The organism is Ureibacillus sp. 179-F W5.1 NHS (assembly GCF_045369345.1).
Classification (GTDB): Bacteria; Bacillota; Bacilli; order Bacillales_A; family Planococcaceae; genus Ureibacillus; species Ureibacillus halotolerans.
The window spans coordinates 1-22,181 of the sequence record NZ_JBIQFG010000048.1 but is presented as its reverse complement, the minus strand read 5'-3'; the positions used below and the strand labels follow the sequence as shown (position 1 = coordinate 22,181).

Annotated in this window: 24 protein-coding genes and 1 riboswitch; of the genes, 8 read left to right on the top strand and 16 right to left on the bottom strand. The window is 35.9% G+C overall.

Translation table 11 applies throughout. From position 1 onward, the window contains the following. Positions 1–146: 146 nt before the first annotated feature. Together ACH0B5_RS15835 and ACH0B5_RS15830 are read right to left on the bottom strand one after the other, a co-directional pair. Complete coding sequence (locus ACH0B5_RS15835) at positions 147–731, bottom strand: nitroreductase family protein (protein WP_122972806.1); 585 nt, start codon at positions 729–731, stop codon at positions 147–149. Positions 732–867: 136 nt separating this feature from the next. Further along, positions 868–1,395, bottom strand: a complete 528-nt coding sequence (locus ACH0B5_RS15830) for an amidase domain-containing protein (RefSeq protein ID WP_241559353.1) — start codon at positions 1,393–1,395, stop codon at positions 868–870. 292 nt (positions 1,396–1,687) lie between these two features. Between ACH0B5_RS15830 and ACH0B5_RS15825 the strand changes: the two genes are divergently transcribed. Further along, positions 1,688–2,716: a DUF2804 domain-containing protein gene (locus tag ACH0B5_RS15825; RefSeq protein ID WP_122972804.1), complete on the top strand. Its 1,029-nt coding sequence runs from the start codon at positions 1,688–1,690 to the stop codon at positions 2,714–2,716. A gap of 50 nt (positions 2,717–2,766) precedes the next feature. Here the strand turns inward: ACH0B5_RS15825 and ACH0B5_RS15820 are convergent, their stop codons facing one another. From ACH0B5_RS15820 to ACH0B5_RS15795, 6 genes are read right to left on the bottom strand one after another with little or no spacing between them, the layout of a single operon-like run. Further along, the gene (locus tag ACH0B5_RS15820) at positions 2,767–3,396 is read right to left on the bottom strand and encodes a malonate decarboxylase holo-ACP synthase (RefSeq protein WP_122972803.1); all 630 of its coding nucleotides are present in this window, start codon (positions 3,394–3,396) and stop codon (positions 2,767–2,769) included. Further along, positions 3,387–5,072 carry a biotin-independent malonate decarboxylase subunit beta gene (locus ACH0B5_RS15815; protein ID WP_122972802.1) on the bottom strand — a complete coding sequence of 562 codons (1,686 nt, stop codon included), beginning with the start codon at positions 5,070–5,072 and terminating at the stop codon, positions 3,387–3,389. Before ACH0B5_RS15815 ends, ACH0B5_RS15820 begins: the two co-directional genes overlap by 10 nt. Beyond that, the gene (locus ACH0B5_RS15810; protein WP_122972801.1) at positions 5,053–5,361 is read right to left on the bottom strand and encodes a malonate decarboxylase subunit delta; all 309 of its coding nucleotides are present in this window, start codon (positions 5,359–5,361) and stop codon (positions 5,053–5,055) included. Before ACH0B5_RS15810 ends, ACH0B5_RS15815 begins: the two co-directional genes overlap by 20 nt. 15 nt (positions 5,362–5,376) lie before the next feature. Continuing rightward, entirely contained in the window at positions 5,377–6,222 is an 846-nt protein-coding gene (locus ACH0B5_RS15805; RefSeq protein WP_122972800.1) for a triphosphoribosyl-dephospho-CoA synthase, read from the bottom strand. 21 nt (positions 6,223–6,243) lie between these two features. Then, the gene (mdcA, locus tag ACH0B5_RS15800) at positions 6,244–7,902 is read right to left on the bottom strand and encodes a malonate decarboxylase subunit alpha (protein WP_122972799.1); all 1,659 of its coding nucleotides are present in this window, start codon (positions 7,900–7,902) and stop codon (positions 6,244–6,246) included. A gap of 18 nt (positions 7,903–7,920) precedes the next feature. After that, positions 7,921–8,838, bottom strand: coding sequence for an ACP S-malonyltransferase (locus ACH0B5_RS15795; protein ID WP_122972798.1), 918 nt, complete (start codon positions 8,836–8,838; stop codon positions 7,921–7,923). Positions 8,839–9,152: 314 nt separating this feature from the next. Here ACH0B5_RS15795 and madL point away from each other — a divergent pair, with 314 nt between their 5' ends. Both madL and madM read left to right on the top strand, forming a co-directional pair. After that, positions 9,153–9,554: a malonate transporter subunit MadL gene (gene madL / locus ACH0B5_RS15790; protein ID WP_122972797.1), complete on the top strand. Its 402-nt coding sequence runs from the start codon at positions 9,153–9,155 to the stop codon at positions 9,552–9,554. Further along, positions 9,547–10,308, top strand: a complete 762-nt coding sequence (gene madM / locus ACH0B5_RS15785; protein WP_122972796.1) for a malonate transporter subunit MadM — start codon at positions 9,547–9,549, stop codon at positions 10,306–10,308. Before madL ends, madM begins: the two co-directional genes overlap by 8 nt. A 77-nt stretch (positions 10,309–10,385) precedes the next feature. On the opposite strand, the gene ACH0B5_RS15780 is transcribed toward madM, so the two are convergent. From ACH0B5_RS15780 to ACH0B5_RS15770, 3 genes are all read right to left on the bottom strand, one after another. Then, positions 10,386–11,036 (bottom strand): GntR family transcriptional regulator, encoded by a 651-nt coding sequence (locus tag ACH0B5_RS15780; RefSeq protein WP_122972795.1) that lies wholly within the window; start codon positions 11,034–11,036, stop codon positions 10,386–10,388. Between the two features lie 405 nt (positions 11,037–11,441). Beyond that, a complete protein-coding gene (locus tag ACH0B5_RS15775) occupies positions 11,442–12,170 on the bottom strand; it encodes a glycerophosphodiester phosphodiesterase (RefSeq protein WP_122972794.1) in 729 nt (242 codons plus the stop codon). A gap of 70 nt (positions 12,171–12,240) precedes the next feature. Next, positions 12,241–12,819, bottom strand: coding sequence for a tetratricopeptide repeat protein (locus ACH0B5_RS15770; RefSeq protein ID WP_158599714.1), 579 nt, complete (start codon positions 12,817–12,819; stop codon positions 12,241–12,243). A 204-nt stretch (positions 12,820–13,023) separates the two neighbouring features. Here ACH0B5_RS15770 and ACH0B5_RS15765 point away from each other — a divergent pair, with 204 nt between their 5' ends. The 3 genes from ACH0B5_RS15765 (at position 13,024) to helD (ending at position 17,115) form a co-directional block, all read left to right on the top strand. Next, a complete protein-coding gene (locus ACH0B5_RS15765; protein WP_122972792.1) occupies positions 13,024–13,587 on the top strand; it encodes a copper resistance CopC family protein in 564 nt (187 codons plus the stop codon). Positions 13,588–13,590: 3 nt separating this feature from the next. Next, positions 13,591–14,676, top strand: coding sequence for a copper resistance D family protein (locus ACH0B5_RS15760; RefSeq protein ID WP_341361558.1), 1,086 nt, complete (start codon positions 13,591–13,593; stop codon positions 14,674–14,676). Between the two features lie 159 nt (positions 14,677–14,835). Continuing rightward, complete coding sequence (gene helD, locus ACH0B5_RS15755; protein ID WP_241559352.1) at positions 14,836–17,115, top strand: RNA polymerase recycling motor HelD; 2,280 nt, start codon at positions 14,836–14,838, stop codon at positions 17,113–17,115. Between the two features lie 324 nt (positions 17,116–17,439). Here the strand turns inward: helD and ACH0B5_RS15750 are convergent, their stop codons facing one another. The 3 genes from ACH0B5_RS15750 to thpR all read right to left on the bottom strand — a co-directional run bounded on the left by ACH0B5_RS15750 (position 17,440) and on the right by thpR (position 18,869). Then, entirely contained in the window at positions 17,440–17,736 is a 297-nt protein-coding gene (locus tag ACH0B5_RS15750) for a rhodanese-like domain-containing protein (protein WP_122972790.1), read from the bottom strand. A gap of 4 nt (positions 17,737–17,740) precedes the next feature. Then, positions 17,741–18,100: a rhodanese-like domain-containing protein gene (locus tag ACH0B5_RS15745; RefSeq protein WP_174232697.1), complete on the bottom strand. Its 360-nt coding sequence runs from the start codon at positions 18,098–18,100 to the stop codon at positions 17,741–17,743. Positions 18,101–18,317: 217 nt separating this feature from the next. After that, a complete protein-coding gene (gene thpR, locus ACH0B5_RS15740; protein ID WP_122972789.1) occupies positions 18,318–18,869 on the bottom strand; it encodes an RNA 2',3'-cyclic phosphodiesterase in 552 nt (183 codons plus the stop codon). Positions 18,870–19,254: 385 nt separating this feature from the next. Here thpR and ACH0B5_RS15735 point away from each other — a divergent pair, with 385 nt between their 5' ends. Beyond that, a complete protein-coding gene (locus ACH0B5_RS15735; protein WP_122972788.1) occupies positions 19,255–19,446 on the top strand; it encodes a hypothetical protein in 192 nt (63 codons plus the stop codon). Between the two features lie 143 nt (positions 19,447–19,589). Then, positions 19,590–20,456: a hypothetical protein gene (locus ACH0B5_RS15730; RefSeq protein WP_122972787.1), complete on the top strand. Its 867-nt coding sequence runs from the start codon at positions 19,590–19,592 to the stop codon at positions 20,454–20,456. Between the two features lie 127 nt (positions 20,457–20,583). On the opposite strand, the gene ACH0B5_RS15725 is transcribed toward ACH0B5_RS15730, so the two are convergent. Continuing rightward, entirely contained in the window at positions 20,584–20,898 is a 315-nt protein-coding gene (locus tag ACH0B5_RS15725) for a DMT family transporter (RefSeq protein ID WP_122972786.1), read from the bottom strand. Beyond that, complete coding sequence (locus ACH0B5_RS15720) at positions 20,898–21,233, bottom strand: DMT family transporter (RefSeq protein ID WP_122972785.1); 336 nt, start codon at positions 21,231–21,233, stop codon at positions 20,898–20,900. The genes ACH0B5_RS15725 and ACH0B5_RS15720 overlap by 1 nt, the downstream gene beginning before the upstream one ends. Positions 21,234–21,275: 42 nt before the next feature. Then, positions 21,276–21,374: riboswitch (guanidine-I (ykkC/yxkD leader) on the bottom strand. Positions 21,375–22,181 lie beyond the last annotated feature (807 nt).

Here is a 22,181-nt window from a genome sequence, read left to right as displayed (position 1 = left end):
CAATCGCCGGTTAAATACCGTCAACTAACTGTAAAGTAGGGTGTTTTCTTATTGTCTCAAAAATGATGGTCAGTACCAAGTACCCTAGTGTTTTATTAATGCATTTTTTCAAACTAACTTTTCATCAACATTGAATAGAAGGGATATTACTTCTTCTCCCCTTGGCCGAAAATCGTCACAATTTGGTCTGATTTTTTTCGCTCTGCCGCTTTCGGCAATTCATCAAAATAGCCTAATTGCAACATTGAAATAATTCTTTCACCTGGCTGTACACCTAAAGCAGTTCGGAAATCCGGTGCATCTAAGAAATCTGGAGTTTTCCAACAGGATCCGATACCATAATCCCATGCAAGTAATTGAATGTTTTGAATGAATGTGCTTGCTGCAGCGAAATCTTCTAAACGTTGTTTTTGGCGTACATCTTCAGGAACGATAACAAACACAAAGGCTCCTGCTAATGTGAATTTTTGCATTTGCTTTTCTAGCGATTCCTCCGATAGTTCCTTCCATTTAGGAATGGTTGTATCTCTTAAAAGCTTGTGCAATTCAAAAATCTCTTCTCCACATGCAACAACTAATCGCCATGGCTCTCTATTTTTATGATTAGGTGCCCATACTGCGTCGTCAATAATATTCATTAAATCTTCCCGATCAACCGGTTGACCATTGAACCTTTTAATTGACCGTCTTCCAATAATTGCTTCACGCACTGATAACGATTGTTGGTTCATATTCTTCTCTCCTTAAAAAACTAACTCTAACCCTTTTTCATTCATCTTCAATAAACCTTACCATATAATTTTACGTTTTAAAATATACTTAGCTTTTTTACAATTCTCAATAAATTGTTATTATTGCAAACAATTTTTAATAAAACACATCATCGATTTTGAAAAAGTAGTATTTCGTGTTTGGAGTATAGGCGTAGGAGTTTGAATAATCATAATGGCGATCCGCACTATCTACTGTATGGGCATGGATATAAGGTACTCCATTTACCATACTCGTCACAATCGTTGTATGGTCGATTACCCCGTTTCCTTGAAAGTCATAACAAATGACATCACCAATTTCCAGTTCCGATGGGGATTGGACACGTTTAGCAGTTAATCCTGATTTGGCGTTTTCTAAATACAAACGAAAACTGTGGGAGACGGACCAGCTATAACTCCATGTTTCATTCGAGTAATATCCATTACCACTCCCTCTTCTCCAACCGTCTGTAATCCACCAACCTTTTCCTCGATTCGGTGCACCTGACATCGGGGCTCCTCCTGCCCGTAAACATTGGGATACAAAGTTTGTACAATCCACTGAAAAAGCCGGGTAATTGGGGTTTTTTCGATTCCACCAAGTTCTCGCATACTGAACCGCCGCTTGACGATTGTAATAAATTGGAATGGTTCAATCTCCTTTTTTACCATTCTATGCTTCATTGTCATCATTTTTCATATCAATTTAATTTCCCTTCAATAAGACTGTCATTTTGTTACAATTTAATATTAATTTAATGTCCTTAAACTAATTGGTTCTACATTTTGCTACAATAATAAGAAAGGATTCTAGACTCTTCATAATGTTAAAAATATTACAAATGCTTGGCAGTTGATATATTTTGCATTGAATCATCATATTTTACTTCCAATAGAAAGAGATCCTAGATAATTTGATTGAGAGGATGTTGGCATTGACGCAGCACGCTGAAAGAGAAATTATTGAACTTACACGGCTATGTGATAGAAAAGGAAACTTAAATCCGGAAGCTATCGGTTTTGCTCGTAAACCTATCATCGATTGCAACTTATCTGGTCACTACTTAAGGAAGAAAAAATGGAATTATTGGTGCGTCTATGGAGAGGAAATATTATTTTCCGTAACGATATGCCATTTTGATTATGCGGCGACTTGTTTTATCTATTTTTTAGAATATGAAACCCAACGATTCTTTGAAAAAACGATTACGATTCCCCTTGGCATAGGTACGAAACTAAAAATGCCATCGAGAGTGTTAGAGCCTATTCGTTTTGCCAATAGCGAAGTTCATATTAATATTACGTTCTTTCAAAATCAAACCTTTTTAAATGTCACTTCCAAAAACTTTGATAATGAAGCTTTACATGCAGAATTAACGATCCACCATCCTAAAGAGGACGATACACTGAATGTCGTCATACCTTGGAACCGACAAACCTTCCAATTTACTGCAAAGCATCATACATTACCGACTACAGGTTTTGTGAAAATAGGAGAACGAAATTATCAATTTTTTGAAGAAGACTGTTATGCGGTACTTGATTTTGGTAGAGGTATTTGGCCGAGGGAAGCGTTGTGGAATTGGGGGATGGCATCTCAACGAGTGCGAAATCAACGGGTTGGCTTAAACTTTGGAGGCAAATGGACAGACGGAACGGGTATGACTGAAAATGCTGTTTTTGTAGATGGTAAAATGACAAAGATTCATGAAGATGTATTGTTTAATTATGACAGAAAAAATTTCATGAAACCTTGGTACATCACAACAAAGTTTTCAGATCAGGTAATTTTAACTTTCCATCCGTTTTTTGAACGGGTTGCCAAAACGGATGTGAAATTAGTAAAATCTGAAGTCCATCAACTTGTTGGCTACTATAATGGACAAGTTAAGTTGGAAGATGGCAGTACCCTCGTCATCCAACAAATGCTAGGTTGTATAGAAGAACATATAGCAAAATGGTAGATTAGCCTTTATAAAAATGTCCCAATCGTAAGGCGATTGGGACATTTGTTTTAAGCTTGAAGAATTTTAATTTTACTATCTTTTATACGACATAAATGGGGACCAAAAGCCGTTCGAACAATAAAACCTTGGTCTTTATTACTCAAATAATCTTTTAATAGAAAGGCCCCTATATTTGGAACTTCCACTTGGACATCAATCGGTTTCGAAAAGCCGTTTAAACATTTGCCAACCTCTTCTAGTAACGATTCTTCTATAGAATCTACATAAATAGAAAGATCAATATCGCTCTTACCTGTTGTTACGTTAATGGAGGTAGCTATTTCAAAACCGATGCTTCCCGTTGGTCCCCATATTAAATCAAACTTCTGAAATTGATCGCGAATTTCGTTTAAGATTGGATAATAAAATTTATTGTTAAACCTATCAATCCGATTTACTAAAGAATTAGGTGTTATAACTTCGACAACATGATTTTCATGTATAAATGTGCCAAACCGCTGCTCTCTACTGTTTCCGCGCAATCCAATGGGGATTAATTGATTGCTAACGGGCATTCTTCGTACAACACCGTAGTTAGCTGCTGATTGAGCATCATAAACCCATTCTGGTATCACCGAAATTGGCTCTAACTGATCGAGGTTGTTGAACTTAACAATATCATGCACCTTTACTTCCATTGTTGCTCAATCATTTCCCTTACCTTTATAGAAGCCACTCGACCGGAAGCTACAGCAATCTCTGTTTTTAAACGATTTGATAAATCTCTTACGGCATCTTTTTGAATATCATCATAGGCTGCAAGAATCGAATCAATGAATAACTCAGCATGTTCCGATGAAGGGTTATCTGCATTAATACCTTCTATTAAGTTATAAAGGGCACCTAATTTTTTAAATGACTCAATGTCATAAGCCATAGAAGGAACGTCTTTTGCTGCTAAATCTAATTCTTCAATTGTTCGTTGTGTAATAATAGCAGCGGATTTTTTAGACATTACATGGACATTTACCCCTTCATCATGTAAAGCAATTAATCGATTCGCCTGCATACCGTGGGATAAAAATGCTCCAGAAATGGCTTTCCCAACGATGGCTGCAACGATTGGATGGCCAATTAACCTAGCTGAAGCATAGGCATCTACTGCGGATGAACAAGATAAATAAATTCCAAATAACTCCTCATGATAGCCAAACGCTTGACTTGGCACATCAACAACAGGAACAATTAGACGTTTATCTTCTAAGTGGGCATCTTCTACCATCGCTTCTCGAACATATTTAGCAATCGCCCATCCTTCTAATAAGCCTACTTCGCCATTTCGTGCCCGATAAAATGGATTCTCAGGGTTTGGAACAACTGCAATTACTCGTGCCTTCACTCCTTTAATCTCCGTATCTGCTACTAATACAGAAGGGATTTCACTAATCGATTTCTGCCCCCCAGTTAATATTTCGAACCATTTTCTTCCTCTACTATTAACGGTTTCCTTTGGGGCAGGTACCGTATTTGAATTTTTAGGAGCTATGTTTTTTAAAAGTTCCTTTGCTTGCTCTGGAGAAATTTTTTCTTCGACATTTAAAGATTTAAATAAAGTTAAGAAATGGTCGACCTGTTTTGTTCGCTGTTTTAATTCAATCTCTCCATTCCAAACACTTTGAATGGCATTTTTAAAATTCACTACATCATCTTCTACAACGATATCCGCAAGACCAACCTCGTTACGCATTGCCCCACCAATCATTTTCCAAATCAATTGTTTATTTTTCGAATCCAGTTCACGGATACCTGCTTCTTGTTCTACTACTTCAGGTCCGTTCATTCCTAAACGACCTTCCCGAGTCATAATTAAGGCACTACATAAACCAGCAGTTAATGACATACCACCGAAGGATCCAATTTTCCCAGGAATGATACCTACTACCGGAACATACTCTCGCAGTTCAACAATTGCCGCACTAATTTCTGCAATGGACAATAAACCATAATTTGCTTCTTGAAGGCGTACTCCACCTGTATCATAAATGATGACCGGATAAACCGTTTGATCGTTTTTACACTCTTTCAATACCTTTTCTAAAGTACCTGCTAATTTCGCACCAGATACTTCGCCAATTCCGCCACCTTGGAAATTTCCTTCTATTGAAATAATTACAGTTGGCTTTCCATTTAATGTTCCTTTAACAATAATCATGCCATCATCATATTGGGGAACGATATTTTGAGCCACAAGATGGGGTGATTCCATTCGATCGAAAGGTCCTAAAATTTCATAGGCCGTTCCTTTATCTAATAGTTGAAATGCTCTTTCCCGCGCTAAACTCTCTACTAAACTCTCAGTTATCATTTGTGTCATTTAAACTCACCTCCACCGCTTGAGCTAATCGAATCGAAACAACGCCTGGTGTTGCGCCAAAATCATTAATCGTAATGAAAGCAGCAATGTTATGCTGACTAACAAATCGTTCAATAACCTTTTTCCACGTATCTTGGAATCCCGTAATACCTGTACGAATTTCTACAACTGTTTCATTCTGATTACTAGGTTGGACTAATACTTCTAAATCTCCAGATCCTACGACGCCAACGTGTGCCGGTCTTTCGATCGTTTTTGAAGCTGGAAAGGAATATACTAATTTTTCCACTAAAATCACTCCCCTTTAATTTATCGTTGCGTAAACTTCCTCAGTAGAAAAAGTAAACTGACTAATTTTATATAAATAAATCGTTGCAGCTAATAAATCGGCGCTGCCCCCTGGTGATAAGTTACGCTCTTTAAATTGTTCGTTCATTATTTGAAGTTCATGAAGATTACCTGCATTTAAAACATGTTGGGCATATTGCTTTGCGTATTGTAAACCTTCAAGACCACCCCGGTGCAATAAACACGTATCGTCTAAGTTGGCCATTAACGCTAAAAATGCATTGAGTTTTGCTGTTTTTTCATCCAATTCGTTTACGGTTGCTTTAAATACAGGTAAGCTAAATTTCCGAATATGAGGAAAAGCTTGCTGTGCCTCTGCCTTTGCTCCGTGTACACCATATTTTTGAACAGCCTTTATACCATTTGTTATTTGGTGAGGTATAAAACGATCTTCATATCGGGCAATTTCCCCTGCGGTATGGCATAACGTAATTTCATCGGACTGCCCTTTATGAATAGCTGCTGCTGCAGTAAGTAATCCAAGGGACCAAATGGCTCCTTTATGGGTATTGACCCCCTTTGTCACTTGAAACATTTGCCTTTCACCTTCACGACCAATCTCACCGATTTTTTCTCGCAAAAATTGAGATGTTCCTTCGTTATAGGCAACCATTGCCATATTGTAAAATGTCGTGTATAAACTTTTGGCCGACTCCACCATCAATGAAAAGGTTAAATCATTATGGGAACCTTGATCAATCCTATCCACAAGACCGGGCTTTGGAGTAAGCGATACTTCTTCAATTAATGATTCAACCGCTAAACGGGCTAACGTTGTTGATAAACGATGAGGATCTTGCATACTCCTCGCCTCCTCTTTTTATTACCAACTTCTAAATTTCGCTGGAGGTGTATATAAACCACCGGACCATTGAACAAGTTCGTCAATATTTTTAGCAGCAAGTAAGGACCTTTTCGCATCGGAACGACGAATACCTAAATCTTCCGGCATAGCAATTAACCCTTGTTGACGTAAACGTTCGGCTGTTTTCGGATTGCTCTCCATACCGATTGGTGTAACCCCTGCGACAGAAGCAATCATTTCTCTTCTTTCAGATATGCTGTCGGATTTATAAAGATAAGCAATTCCTTCTTCCGTTACAACATGGGTTACGTCCTCCCCATAAATCATCACTGGTGCTAAAGCTAATTTCGCCTGATCTTTCACACTAATAGCATCAAGGGATTCAACGAAAACGGGCTTATTTGCTTCTTGGAATGTCTCTGCAACTTGAACGACCAATTTTTTACCTCGTGCTAACGGATCATCGGAAGTCATCATGTTATACCAAGCTTCCGTTGAATGGCGTCGACCTCCCGGATCATGGCCCATATTTGGCGCTCCACCATATCCTGCAACACGACCTTTTGTGACAGTAGATGAATTCCCTAAACCATCCATTTGTAAAGTAGAACCGATGAATAAATCAACGGCATATTGACCAGCTAACTGGGCTAACGTACGATTTGAACGAAGGCTACCATCTTTTCCTGTGAAGAAAATATCTCTTCTTGCTTCCACATACTTTTCCATTCCTAGTTCACCACCGAAGCAATGAACACTTTCAACCCAACCTGACTCAATAGCTGGTATTAACGTAGGGTGCGGATTTAACACCCAGTTTGTACAGATCTTCCCTTTAAGCCCTAGTGATGCGGCATAAGTAGGTAGTAGTAACTCGATAGCTGCCGTATTAAAACCAATTCCGTGGTTTAATGATTTCACACCGTGTTTTTCATAAATTCCACGAATCACCATCATTGCTTGTAAAATTTGAATATCTGTTATATGGCGGGGATCCCTTGTAAAGAGAGGTTCTAGCTCATACGGTTCATCCGCAACTACGATAAAATCAACCCACGAACTTGGTATGTCTACCCGCGGTAATTCGTCTACGATTTCATTCACTTGAGCTATGACAATACCATCTCTAAAGGCAGCTGCTTCCACTAATGTTGGTGTTTCTTCTGTATTAGGGCCAGTATAAAGATTGCCGTATCGATCGGCTTTATCTGCTGCCACTAATGCAACGGAAGGAATTAAATCAATAAATAATCGACCATATAATTCAATGTAAGTATGCAAATCCCCCAATTCGATTTTTCCATCTTCAATCATTTGGGCGATTCGTAAACTTTGAGGCCCAGCGTAGGAGAAATCTATTTTTCTAGCAATTCCTTCTTCAAAAATATCTAAATGTTCAGGTCTTGAAATGCTGGACATAATCATATGCAAATCATGAACTTTTTTTGGATCCACTTGCACAAGAGATTGGGATAAAAAAGACGCTTGTTTTTGATTATTCCCTTCAAGTACAACACGATCCCCTGGTCGAATTAATAATTCCATTGCTTCGACAATACGATCAGTAGGAATAATGACACCATCGACTAAACTTTTTACACTTTCCATTCTTTCTTTTTTTGCTTCCAACCTTGTTGTCCATGATCTTGTTACTTTCGGTATATTTGTCAAAACCATTTTTCACACCTCTATTTTTTAATTTGACATAACATAGAAACAATCATCGATATTACTTTTCGAAATAGCCATCGTTCGAACTTCCGAAAATGCTTGGTTTGCTAACTTAGTTAATACATCACCAGGTGGCATTTCAATAAATAATCGAGTACCCGTTTCATAAAGCAAATTAACTGCATCATGCCACCTAACCGGATAACAAATACTTTTAGCTAAATCTTCTTTTACTGCATCCGCTTGCCTTAATAATCTAGAATTCACGTTACTCGATATTGGGATTTTCGGCCTTTTCAAATCGAGCTTATTTAACTCACCCAATAGTTCCTCACTTACATTTTTAAATAATGGACAGTGGGAAGGAGTTGAGACATTTAGTAAGCGGGCAGAAGTCGCTCCATGGGTTTTCACATAATCTATAACCTTTTCTAACCCCTTTATGGAGCCAGATAAAGTCAATTGGGTTGGTGAATTTCGATTTGATACATAAACGGGTTCTTCCTCGTTAAAGAATTGTTGAACGATTTCCGACAGTCGATATTCATCTAAACCTAGTACGACGGCCATTCCATATCCATGATCACATGTTCGCTCCATCAACTCGCCACGCAACGTAACTAATTTAAGTGCTTCCTCAAAGGTAAGCACCCCTGCTGCAACTGCTGCACCAAAAGCACCAACAGAATGCCCGGCAACAAAAGATGGAATTAAGCCATTTTTTTCAAACACTTTATACGTACTGACAGATGCAATTAATAAACATTGTTGCACCGCTTTCGTTGTTGAAAGCGCTTTATTGTTATGCAGTGATTCAATTGGTAAATGTAATAAATCACTGCTTTCTTCTAAAATATGTTTTACAACTGGATCATTAGGTAAATCATTTAACATGCCCACATATTGTGATCCTTGACCTGGAAAGAGAAACGCACTTTTCACTTAATCCCTCCTCTCCAACGAAAATGGAATTTTACGTTTTCTGTTAAAAGACTCTTCTATTTTTCATCGAGCTTCATTAAAGCCTCTATCTTTGTCTCCACGTCTCAAAAATTAATAGAAATTTTTATAAACGGTCGACTGTATACATAAATAATAAAACAATAGATTTTAAATTTCAATCGTAATTTCAGTTTTTTTCTGCTTAAGGAAAAATTTTAGTTGATTTATATTTTTTAATAAATTATGATGGTCACAGAATACAGTCGACTGAATATTCACGAACTTAATAGTTTTAATAAAGGGGTGTCAGAAATATGGTGATTTACGGTGTAGCTATTTTAGCTGGATGTTTTTTAGTTGGCACTATTGTAGGGGAGTTAATAGGAGATTTAATGGGAGTCGATTCAAATGTTGGCGGCGTAGGAATTGCCATGCTGCTATTAATCATTATTGTTGATAAGCTTGTTAAATCAGGGAAAATTAGTAAACCTTCACTAGATGGCTTAAGTTTTTGGAATCAAATGTATATCCCAGTTGTTGTTGCAATGGCAGCAAGCCAAAATGTGTTAGGTGCTTTAACAGGCGGACCTTTAGCTATTATAGCCGGAATTACAGTAGTAGTCGTTAGTTGGGCATTTGTTCCTATCCTAAGTGGAAAGCAAAAAGAAGAACCCGCTTTTCGTAATCCAGCTATAAGGGGTGAAGCAGATGCTTGATATGATAAAAGGCGTCTTTACCGATAACGGATTTGTTACGGCATTCCTCGTAATTGGATTAACAATGTGGCTTGCCTATTTTATTTCCAATAAACTAACAAAGGGAAAAATTCACGGTTCAGCCATTGCGATTGTTCTTGGCCTACTTTTAGCCTATATTGGTGGGGTCGTTACGGAAGGATCTAAAGGACTTGCAGACATTAGTTTTCTAGCTGGCATAGGTTTCTTAGGAGGGAGTATGTTACGAGACTTTGCCATCGTAGCCACTTCATTCGGAGCAAATTTTGATGAAATTAAAAAGGCAGGTTTTAGAGGGGTTATTTCCCTTTTCTTCGGAGTAATCCTTTCCTTTGTTGTTGGGGTAATCTTTGCTTACCTATTTGGATACAAAGATGCAGTAAGTATGACAACTATTGGTGCTGGTACGGTTACATATATTGTAGGACCTGTAACCGGTGCTACTCTAGGTGCTAGTTCTGAAGTGATCGCCATTAGCATTGCAGCTGGGCTAATCAAATCCGTATTAGTTATGGTTGGAACGCCATTTGTAGCAAAATATATCGGTTTAAATAATCCGATGTCTGCAATGGTTTATGGTGGTTTAATGGGAACTACCTCTGGTGTTGCAGGAGGTCTAGCGGCAACAGATCCAAAATTAGTACCTTATGGGGCTGTTACTGCAACCTTCTATACCGGTTTAGGATGTTTATTAGCCCCAACAGTATTATTCCTAATTACAAATGCTATTTTTTAAAAACCTTTAAGTCGAACTAAATTTAAAGTCGATTGGACCCAACATATGTGGGACAAATCGACTTTTTGGTTTGTTTATTAAAATACTTGACGACGTAGATTTAAAATCACATCTTCCGTATGTTTACGTAATAAAGAAACAAGTTCTTCCACTTCGTTATTCTTTAAAAAATCATAAATTTTATGATGATCATCCCTCGATTTATTTATTGTTTCTCCCGATTTGAAATGTAAAGATTGGACTCGAACTAATGGCAGGACAATTTTCTTATAAACACTTTCAATTACTGTGCTTTCACTGAATTTTATTAGCGTAAAATGAAAATCATAGTTTAAATGGGTATAATCTTTTTGATTATTACATTGATCCATTTTTTCTAATATTCGTTTCATATCCTCTAGCAAATCTTTCTTTTTGTTCGGTTCTTTAATCCTTTGTGCTGCTAGAATTTCTAAATGATTCCGTATATCTAAAAGATCTTGTACTTCATTAATAGTATACCCTTTTATAAAGGCTCCCTTTCTCGGAACTCTCTCTATTAAACCTTCCGTTGCTAATAAATAAATTGCTTCTCTTATCGGTGATCGGCTTGTATTGAACAATTCAGCATAAACACTTTCAACAATTCTATCTCCAGGTTTTAACTCACCATTTAATATTTGTTCCATAATCTTCTCAGCTACGCTTTTTGATAATGCATTATCGAATGCATCCTTAAAATAATCCATCAAATCCACACCCTCATGACACACAGAATATTTAATTACTCACATTTTCATAATATTAGCTTAAAAAATTCCGTAATTCAATCGAAAGTTCAAAAATTTACTTAAAATCCTATTAATATGTCCACAGTCCACCAATAATATTGATATGATTAGTGTGTCATACATTTCCATTTTTTTGAACTGATTTTTTCATTTTTTTTTAGTATCTCACAATAGAATTCACATTCCAGACAAACTTCCATTCCTTGTGTACTGTCGACTGAGTTCAATCGTAATTATAATCTAAAAATACTTTTTCGATAGATATATTTACGAAAAAAATAAGCTTTTATAATTAAGATTAAATATTTCATTATAAAAAACTTGAAAGGTGCACGTATATGAACATGCACCTTTCTATACTTCTTATTCATCCCAGCTCGACATATACTCCATCATCTTCTCTGGTTCATCTGTGAAAATTCCATCAACACCAATTTCCTTTAAAACATCCAACTTCTCTACTTTATTAACAGTCCAAACTCGGACAACCGAACCCCTCTGTATAGCATTTAAAACTGGACTTCGTACTGCTGATGTCAACGAGACATGTAGCGCTTTAGCAGGAATCGTTTTTTGATAATCCGCTACATTAAGGACCATTGTAGAAAAAATAGGAGCATTTTCAATATCTGGCGCTAGCCGCGCAATTTTTCCCACGGCTTCATGATCAAAGGATGAAAGTATGACCCGATCTTCATATTGAAACGATGCAACTTCCTTCAAAACTAGCTCTTCCAACATCGGATAAATAAAAACATCTGTTTTTAGCTCTATGTTGATTCGATGGTGTGTTTCTTTAAAAACATTTAATACTTCATGAAGAGTAGGAATTTTTTCCCCAGCAAATTCTTCACTAAACCATGATCCAAAATCATATTCCCGAAGTTGTTCAAGGGTTAAATCCTTAACATAGCCCTTCCCATTTGACGTTCGTTTAATCGATTCATCATGGATGACGACTAGTTTTCGATCTTTAGTTAAATGAACATCTAACTCAACACCATGAATCGGTAATTGAGCAGCTGCTTCAAAGGCTGCCAACGTATTTTCTGGATATTTTGCAGAATAACCTCTATGGGCGAAGATTTTCATATATGATGTACTTCCTCCTATTTATAAGTCATAACAATTTTGCACCTAATAAAGGTATTTAATAGAAATCTTACTTCGTCCCTTGCCTTTCTTTTAAACATTTCATACATAAATCAAAAGCCTTTTGTGTAGAACGAATTAATTCCTTGTTCCCCTTTCTTTTTCGAATGGCAAGGGATTGGGAGAAATCCTCTAGAGCCCCATTCAACTCCCCGAGTTCCATTAAACATTTCCCTCTATGTTGTAATATAAAATCCTCATAATAAGGGATGCTATTTACGGTTGATTGGTTCATCGCTTCCCTAAGTAACTGTAGGGATTTTTGATGTTCATTTGCGTATTTAAATGCTTCGCTTAAACGAATGAGGGTAACAATTTCCTGATTGTGATTCAATTGTAACCTTAGCGCTTTTTCAAAAAAAGCAATAGCCTCCCTTGACTTATTCAATACCCGATATACATATCCTAAAGTACTGTAAAGAAAGTAAAAGTCTTCTTTAGACCACTCTTTCTCTAGTAAGGGCTCTACTTTATAAATAAATGCCCAACATTTATCCGGAGCATTTGTCTGTTCCCGTAAAAACTGCCTTTCATCAAAGTATATGGACGACTGCAACCCATTCAACTCATCTTTTATTTGGCGAATCATCATCATCCACTCCTATATTCATCGGTTAGTATGAAGTATTCTAGCTTGTTCCCATTAAACCTTTCCTAAAAGTGAATTATGACTTTCTATTCACAAAAAGTATAAAAAATGTTCAAATGTATACAATTCATAGACCATTATAATCAACAATCCCTTTTTTCTATGCTACAATTTAGCAGATTTCAATAGTTTGGGGGTCCTTTTATGTTGAAAAAGTTATCACTTATTACAAGTATTTTTTTATTTACATTTGTCGGTAACGCCTTTGCTCATACTGGGTTAGAAAGTTCTTCTCCACAAAATGGTGAAGTAATCGATACTGAGTTAAAGGAAATTACGTTAACCTTTGAAGGGAAAATCGAGCAAAGTAGTACCTTTACATTAGAAAGTTCTACCGGGGAATCGATTCCGGTAGATGATATTGCAGTAGAAGACAATATTTTAAGTGGCACTCTTTCCACTCCATTAGAAAATGGAGATTACTCCGTTAATTGGAATATTATCGGTGCAGACGGCCATCTTATTAATGGGGAAGTTCCCTTTTCAGTAAAGATGCCGGCTTCAGAAAATACAACAGTTGAACAAACAGATACTGAAAAAACAGAAGTAAAAGAGGTAGAAACTCCATCTCCATCTACTAATGAAACTGCGGTTACAGAGGAAGAACCGGAACAAAATGCATCTTCTTATGTCGTACCTACAATTATTGTAATTCTTATCCTTATTGTTGTAGGGAGTATCTTCATGATGATGAAAAGGAAGAAATAATGAATGATTGTTTTAGGAATGATTAGCCAAGCATTACTATATTTATGCTTTTCCCTGCTTGTAGGTAGCTTGATTCTTTCGTTAATTCCAAATAACTATCTTCCTTCTTTGCGAGTACCTAAGTTTGTTTTAGTGTTATCCATCATTGGGATTATAATTTTTTCATTCTTCCCTGTACTCCAAATTCTTTTGTACTTAATTCCAAATCAAGGGCTTTCGGATACGTTACAATCCGTACTGCTCACCTTTGAAGTTGGAAAAGCTTGGTTTTTTACATTTATTGTTTCGGTTATTCTCCTTCTATACATCACTGTATTTGATTATAGGATAAAGGCTTTTTATGGGTATGTTGGGATATTTCTATCTTTCCTTTTAATATTAGCGCTAGGTTGGTCAAGTCACCCTAGTTCTTACGAGCCTTTATGGGGATTTATTGGTGATACAATCCACTTTACTGCTGTTACAGTATGGGTTGGAACGTTAATTGTTGTTAGTTGGTTTGCAACAAATCATAACAATTGGTTAAACTTTTTAAAATGGTTTACCCCAGTTGCTATCGTTTGTTTTGGTATGACATTTGTTTCTGGTCTTCTCCTTATGAATATTGTCGTTGAGGACTATACAAATTCATGGTTAATTCCTTACGGACAGTCATTATTGATGAAACATCTTTTCATCATTCCATTGATTGTTTTTGCCCTCATTAATAGTATTTTCATCCGAGGGAAAGTGAAAAAAGATACCCATTTCAATCCCCTTCCTTGGGTGAAAACGGAAAGTGTATTTTTATTAATCATCTTTTCAGCAACAGCTTTATTAGGCCAACAATCACCACCAAGAAATACGAACGTTTCTAACGAAAGTGTTTCAAAGCTATTTTCGTTATTTTATCAAGGACAGTTTCAGCCAAATATGACTGCCGACCTTGTTATCAATACGACAAGCATGTTGTTACTTGCTGTCGCTATACTTTTCTTAGGGTTAATGATCGTATCCTTTTTCAAAAAGATGCCCGCTATCATGTCCTTTATAATGGGCGTTTTACTTGTTTTCTCTTTATATTTATCATTAATCTTAAGTATTCAATAAAAGCTGTTTTCCAATGGGGAAACAGCTTTTTCCTCTTTCTCACTCCTCATGAAAAATAGAAGGACAAGACTTCCCTTCATAAGGAAAATTTAGTAAGATTATTATCTAACTTTAAAACATGTACGTAACCGCCCAACTGTACGATTGGAGGAGATTGAAATGGCCGAACCAAATAACTCGTCGTCGATGCATCCCGATTTTCCAAAAGAGTTAGAACGTTTACAGTATACGAAACAGTATATGGATGAAATTTTAGAAGCATCCCAGCGTGACCTACAAGCCGTTCAAGATAAAATAAAAGAATCGATGGCAAACTTGGAATATATCGATTCCAGTGATAGTTACATTAACCTTTTAACGAACTCTCGCTTTTTTGAAATGGCTTTAAACCAGAAGGAAAGTCTCGAAGCGGTAAAGAAAAAGCCTTATTTCGCCAGAATTCATTTCCAACGAACAGGTGAAGCAGAAGAGCTTTTATATATCGGCAAAACCTCTCTATTCCATAATGAAACCTTCGAGCCTATTATCGTCGATTGGCGTTCCCCCGTTGCCAATGTCTACTACGACGGAAGATTAGGAGATATTACGTATCCTGTACGCGATGAAATTTATACGGGACATTTATTTTCAAAACGCCAATATAAAATTGAAAATGGAGAATTGTTAAGCTTTCAAGATGTAGATTTAACAACAAATGATGAATTGCTACAGGACGCCCTTTCCGGAAAAGCCGATGTGAGACTAACGGAAATTGTAGCCACGATTCAAAAGGAACAAAATGAAATTATCCGCGCCCATTTAAAACAACCAATCCTAGTACAAGGGGCTGCTGGTAGTGGAAAAACGACGATTGCCCTTCACCGAATCTCCTATTTTTTATATACAATGGGGGAACATTTCAATCCTGAGCAACTGATGATATTAGCTCCAAATAAATTGTTTATTGAATACATTGGTGATGTTTTACCCGAACTCGGGGTCGAACGCATTTGCCAAACAACATATGCAGAATATGTTCAAAATGCAACAGGTATTAAGTTGAAGTTACAAAATCCGAACGAACAGTTGGAGACAATTGTAGAAGAAGGAATCGATGCTCTCCCCTCTTTCAACATTGCCCAAATGAAAGGATCGCTATTTTACCGTGATATACTCGATCGTTATATAAAACTTCACGAACGATCGTTGGCAAAATTATTTGATGAAGATGTGTTTATTGAAAAATATCGTATTATGCGGGGTAGCCATTTAAAAAAGCTGTTTTTAGAAGAATTCTCCTATATGCCTATTGAAAAACGGATTGAACGTATAAAAAAGGTCGTACAAACAGAGGTAAAAAGGAAGTCTAAAGCGGTTCTCTCAACATTAAATACCCGCTATGAAGAGATGATTGGTAAAGCATTAAGCGGGCTTCGTGATCCTGAGAAACGAAGAAAAACTGTAACGAAGTTTATCGATGAACGGGATGCACGGATTCCAAAAATTAAAGCATTATCGAAAACTGCTGCAAGCACTTATATGAAACGATTTGAAAAAGTAAAAATTAAACAAATGTACCGTAAATTTTTAACCGATCGATTACTAATAAGAGAACTTGCTCCAGAATGGACCTTTGAAGAGCAGGAAAAGTTTTTCCATGCTCATACGAAAGAAAAATGGGTATTGGAGGATTTAGCTGCCCTGTACTATTTACATGCGAAAATTAAAGGAATTGCAGATAACTGGAAAATGCGTGTTGTCTTTATCGATGAAGTACAAGACTACAGTCTATTCCAACTGGAAGCTTTAAAAAGTGGTCTTGAAACAGACATGTTTACGATGGTTGGAGATTTAGCACAAGGAATTCATAGTTATCGTTCGTTAACAGAATGGAATTCCGTTTTAGAATTATTCCCCCGCGCTAACTATTTTACCCTACAAAAAAGTTACCGTACGACCATCGAAATTATGGAAGTGGCTAATCGCATCTTAGCTAAAATGGACGAAGATTTACCTTTAGTAGAACCTGTTGTCCGCCATGGAAATGATCCTACCTTTGTACAAATGGAGGAGTTAGATCCAAGTAAAATAAACGAATTGTACGAAAGAATCAAGCAACATGGTCACCAATCCATTGCGCTTATTTGTAAAACGTATCAAGAGGCGATCTATTATACAAAGCAACTAGAAAAAGCTGATGTTCCTGTTGAAATGTTAAGTGAAGAATCCGTGTTTGGCGGGTCCAAACTGCTCGTAGTACCGAGCCATTTAGCAAAAGGTTTAGAATTTGATGCGGTAATCATTGCAGCTTTTGAGACACCGTACTTTCCAACAACAATTGACCGAAAACTGTTATATGTCGCTTTGACTCGCGCAATGCACGAATTATATTTAGTTGGTCCTAGGGAAGAGATGTTTTTGCTCGATGATACTAGAGGAATTGTAAGCGAAACATTATAAAAGATGATTAGAAAAAGCTGTTCTATTCCTTTAAGGATTAGAAACAGCTTTTATTTTCTAGGCGGGACACGAACGAAAGGTCTCTTTTTAATAATTCTTTTGGAAAAAAAGTTACGTATTCTTTTAAAAAACCATTTACTTCCTCTGTTTCTGATTTCCTTTTGTTGAGGTAATGCGGGAATTCTCATACTATCACTCCTTTATAGTTAATATATTAAAAAAAGTTCTATATTATTCTTTTTGTATGATAGTTTTACTATAAAAAATAAAAAAATAGGATTGAAACCGCTATACCGGTTACAATCCTATTATAAAAAAACAACTTTATTCTACTTCGCCTTCCCAAGCAAGCATACCGCCGCTCATATTCGTTACGTCAAAACCTTGGCTTTGTAAAAATTCAGTAGCTCTTCCACTTCGACCACCCGAGCGACAAACCATAATATAAGGCGTTTCTTTGGAAAGTTCATTCATGCGAAATTCTAGAAGACCTAATGGGATATGAAGAATACCTGGTATATGGCCTGCTTCCACCTCATCTACTTCCCTTACATCGATTAAATGGAGGTTTTCTCCCTTTTCTAATCGTTCCTGCACTTCCTTTGCAGTCACTGCTTTCATGTCATTACCCCCTATTTTCCATATTCCATTGCCCCATACCGCCACGAACATTTGTAATCCGTTCATAACCTAGTCTTTTTAACTTCTTACAAGCTTGATTACTTCGAATTCCAGTTTGGCAAATGACGACAATTTCTTTATCTCTCGGTAAATTTTTAAAACTTGATTTTAGTGGGATATTTTGAAATTGTTTAATATTTTGAGCTTTGTATTCCAGCGGTGATCGAACGTCGATAAACACTTTATCTGGATCATGAAGAACCGCTTTTAACTCTTGAGTTGTAATAGTGTTAATTCCTTTTGTTGGTGTTAACCTGTACACTAACAGTGCTACTACAATTATGATTAAAATCCATTCTATCATTTACAGCTTTCACTCCTACCTTTTTACCTACAAGATACTTATTTAATAAATGATACCTTTTACATTACAGTTAATATTATAACCAAATATATACCCCTATAGGTATGAAGTCAATTAAAAGTCATTTTATGAGCCCATTTAAATTGATAATATTTTTAGTATGTAGAAATACAAAAAAGCGAGGTATGATAAAATCATATCACATCTCGCCTTCCTTTTACTCTAGAAGAAATCGGGCAAATTCATGATATTTTGGTGTTTGATCTAAGTGGGTTTCATATAGAATTATTTCGTTTACTGTAAAAGAAAGATTATTCTCAATGGCAGTTAATAAATTCTGATCAAATTCTTCTGGACTATTCCATTTCCTTGCTAACGTAATATGAGGGCGAAAGGGCTTTTTATCCAACTCAAACCCTACTTTCAAAAGATGATTATATACTTTCTTTTGCAAATGAATAAGCTCATTCGAATGTTCCACACCTGCCCAAAAAATACGAGGTTTTTTATGTGGGCCGAAAATTCCTATTTGATGAAGGGTTAAGGGAAATGGATGCTCATCCTTTAACACTTCAGGCATTGTTTGAATGGCTTCATATTTCATCTCTTCTGCCGCAAAACCTAAAAATGCTAATGTAATGTGATAATCCTCATGGTGTACCCATTTCGCAAAGGGAAAATCCTGTTTTTTTGCTTCAACCCATTCCTTTAAAAAAGCTTTTACTTCTATTGGTAATTTAACTGCAAAAAAATAATGATGTTTGCTCAATCCTTTTTACCGCTCCTTATGCTTGCAAGTTGTTCACTAATCAAAATAACCAAAAAGTTTTCATCCAATCCCCTATTATAATAAATTACTAAAATCCCCCTTCACCATCCAAATATATGTTTTTGCCTATCAATTCCAGTTCTTACCTACAATTTTATTCTGGTTTCCAGTTCCCATCTCTAGCACGAAGACTAGGCTAACAAACTTTCATTCCCCTTTTAGGCAAATCCAATGGCTTAAAAAATGGGAATCTATCATGTTTTTCAGAAACTCCTTAAATAACAATTTAAGAAAATAATATTTTTTCAAACCTATTACATTTGCCTTTTCAATTTTTTTCCCCGTGCATTTAATGTAACTAGAGAGAAATAAGGAGGTGAAAGTGATGATTCCAAATTTAAATTTAGAATTCGGTGATAGAATTTCAGTTACTACACCTACTGCTGCTGCACTTCTAGGTGTTTTCGTTAGCATGACAGGTGAAACACTTACTTGGATTGCTATTGGACCAACAACTGGTGCTCCAACAGTTCTTATTACAAACTTAGAAGGTGCAACAATCGAAAAATTAACTTAATTAATAAGTAAGCCAGACTAAGATGTCTTAGTCTGGCTTTTTTATTGTTAATAAACGATACATATAGGCTTCTGTCCTGTCACATCCACCTAGTCATTCCATATAGTATTAATAACTATGTCCACAAAGACAGGAGAATTCACATGGAAACCCCCATTTATTATTCACCCATCGTGAACAATTTATATAGGTTAAAAGACGATTCTAACGTTGAATCCAATAACCAACATACGTTTGTATCGAATACATTAAGTGAGTTTATGTTGGCGGCACAACAACAGCATGAAATGATTTTGGAACAGCTTCAATGTATGAATAAACACATTTGCCAAAGCTCCATTCAAACTAAAATACAACAAGGTACTTTAAATAATACGTTGGCAGAACTCTCGAATAGTTATCAATCCTTTAAGAAAACAGTGATTAATGAAATCCAGAATTTAAATGGGGTAGTTGATACCCTTTCCGATAATCAAGAACTTACAGTAAACAGATTAAACAATGAACTAAGACAAATGCTTCTTCAACAACGCCATCTTTTAATGAATAATCAACAAATGCTTCAGGAAATGAGACCTTTATCAAGTCAATTGAAACAAACTCAAGAAAGATTGTTAAACGGCCAAAATCAATTACAAACGAATATGAACGAACAATTTAATCATTTATCCAATACATTACAAACAATACTAAGAAATATCCAAAACATGGGATCGAATTTACAAAATGAGTTAACTTCTCAAAATCAAATGCATATCGAGCACCAATTACAAAATCAAGAACAATACAATCAGTTATTAGAAAACATTCTACAACTAAGAGAACTGTTAGTGCAAAACCCTTATTCTTATCTCCGACTGGGAGATCGTATTACCGTCATTGACAGAAATGGAAATACATTCTCAGGTGTCTTTATTGAAAGTTTAGAGAATGAAATAATTTGGGTAAATAGTGATACGATGAGTTTAAGTATTTCTAACAGAAAAGGGTTAACCATTAGTAAAGGATGACCTTCTGACTTTCCCATATCACCTTCACATTAGTGGATGTGTTTTTTTATGGGATATGGTAATTACTCTTTAGTTTGATTCAAAACAAAAGCTCTGGGGTATTTATAAACCTCAGAGCTTTCCTTTTTTATGAAACTAACTTCAATCCAATGCTGGCACATAAAATAATAAAAATAAATAAAATACGTTTCCAATCCTTAGATTCACCATAAAAAAGCATTCCGACTATGGTTCCCCCTACAACACCGATACCCGTCCAAATGGCATAGGCCGTGCCCATTGGTATTGTATTCATTGAATAGTTAAGCAACGTTAAGCTGATAAAAAAGCCAAGGAATAGAAAAACGAGTGGCTTCCAACTTCTACTTACGCTATATTGATTTAACATCGCGACACCAAAAGTTTCAAAAACCCCAGCAACAATTAACGATAACCACGCCATTATTCTTCATCCTCCTTCTGACCTTCGTCTGTCACTAACTTCAATCCAATGACACCTACTAATAACAAACCGATTAATAAAATTTTAATAATATGAAACGGTTCATCAAAAAATATGATTTCGGAAAGAACTGCCCCAGCTGTACCTAGCCCTACAAAAACAGCATACACCGTTCCTGCTGGTAGTTCCTGTGTTGCTTTAATTAATAAATAATTACATATAAGAATGGCAACGATTGTTCCAATCCATTCCCACAATTCATCTGCATGGGCTAAACCAATAACCCAAAATACTTCTAGTAATGCAGCTAGAAAAACTTTTAACCAAGATTTCATTTTTCTCCCTCCAAACAAAAAAGCCTAAGAGATATTTAAAATATCTCCCAGGCTTTTATCCTTCCGTGACACAGCAAAAGTGCTGTGAGTTTTCTCTCGGACCAGACCATGAAATCATGCGGAACCCTAGAAAACATTTAACTATCCAATTAACTTATATTATGTCACATTTCTATTTTTGGTTCAAGTAATGCAACACCTAAAGTGCGCGTAACTCCTGTTATACCAACGTTTTTATAGCGATTTATGAACAACTCTATAGCATTAACAGGGAACAAATGATTAAATCAACAAAACAATTTTGATCATTAGGTTACCTCTGACTCACTTTTCTATTTGAATAATATTGAACTAAGGCAATACCTAAAGATACACCTAAAGAGCATGAAAAAGCAGTCAAAATAAACCAGTCACCTTTTACAACTAAATTACAGCCTATAAAAAAATATAAAAAGTATTTTAGAAAGTTATACAACAATTTAAAAAAATTATTCCCTCCGCTATTATCCTCATAAAGTTGTTCTTATAATTTCATTGTCTCGAAAATATCTCATTTATTTATAAAAATAATAGAAAAGAAAAAAAACAATCACAATTAAAATACTTCCGCTTAAAACAGTTATCCCTTGAATAAGGAAAAATACTGATATTTTCCTTTTATCTCTTTTTGATGCATATTCCTTTGCAAAGGACCAATGCAAGGGAATAAAAAAGATTGAAAATAAAATACCTACACTTAAAAAAATAATTATAAAGATCAGAAATGAAGGAATTCCAAGATGAAGAAATAGACTGGGAAAAACAAAAAATGGCATTAAAAGCCACCATCCATATGTAAAAAACATAAGTATTGGAATGTCAACACAAAACTGGACAACCTTTATAAGGACCTATTCTTGAATTCCACAGGCGTTAAATAGCCTAGTGTTCCGTGAATTCGAATGTTAT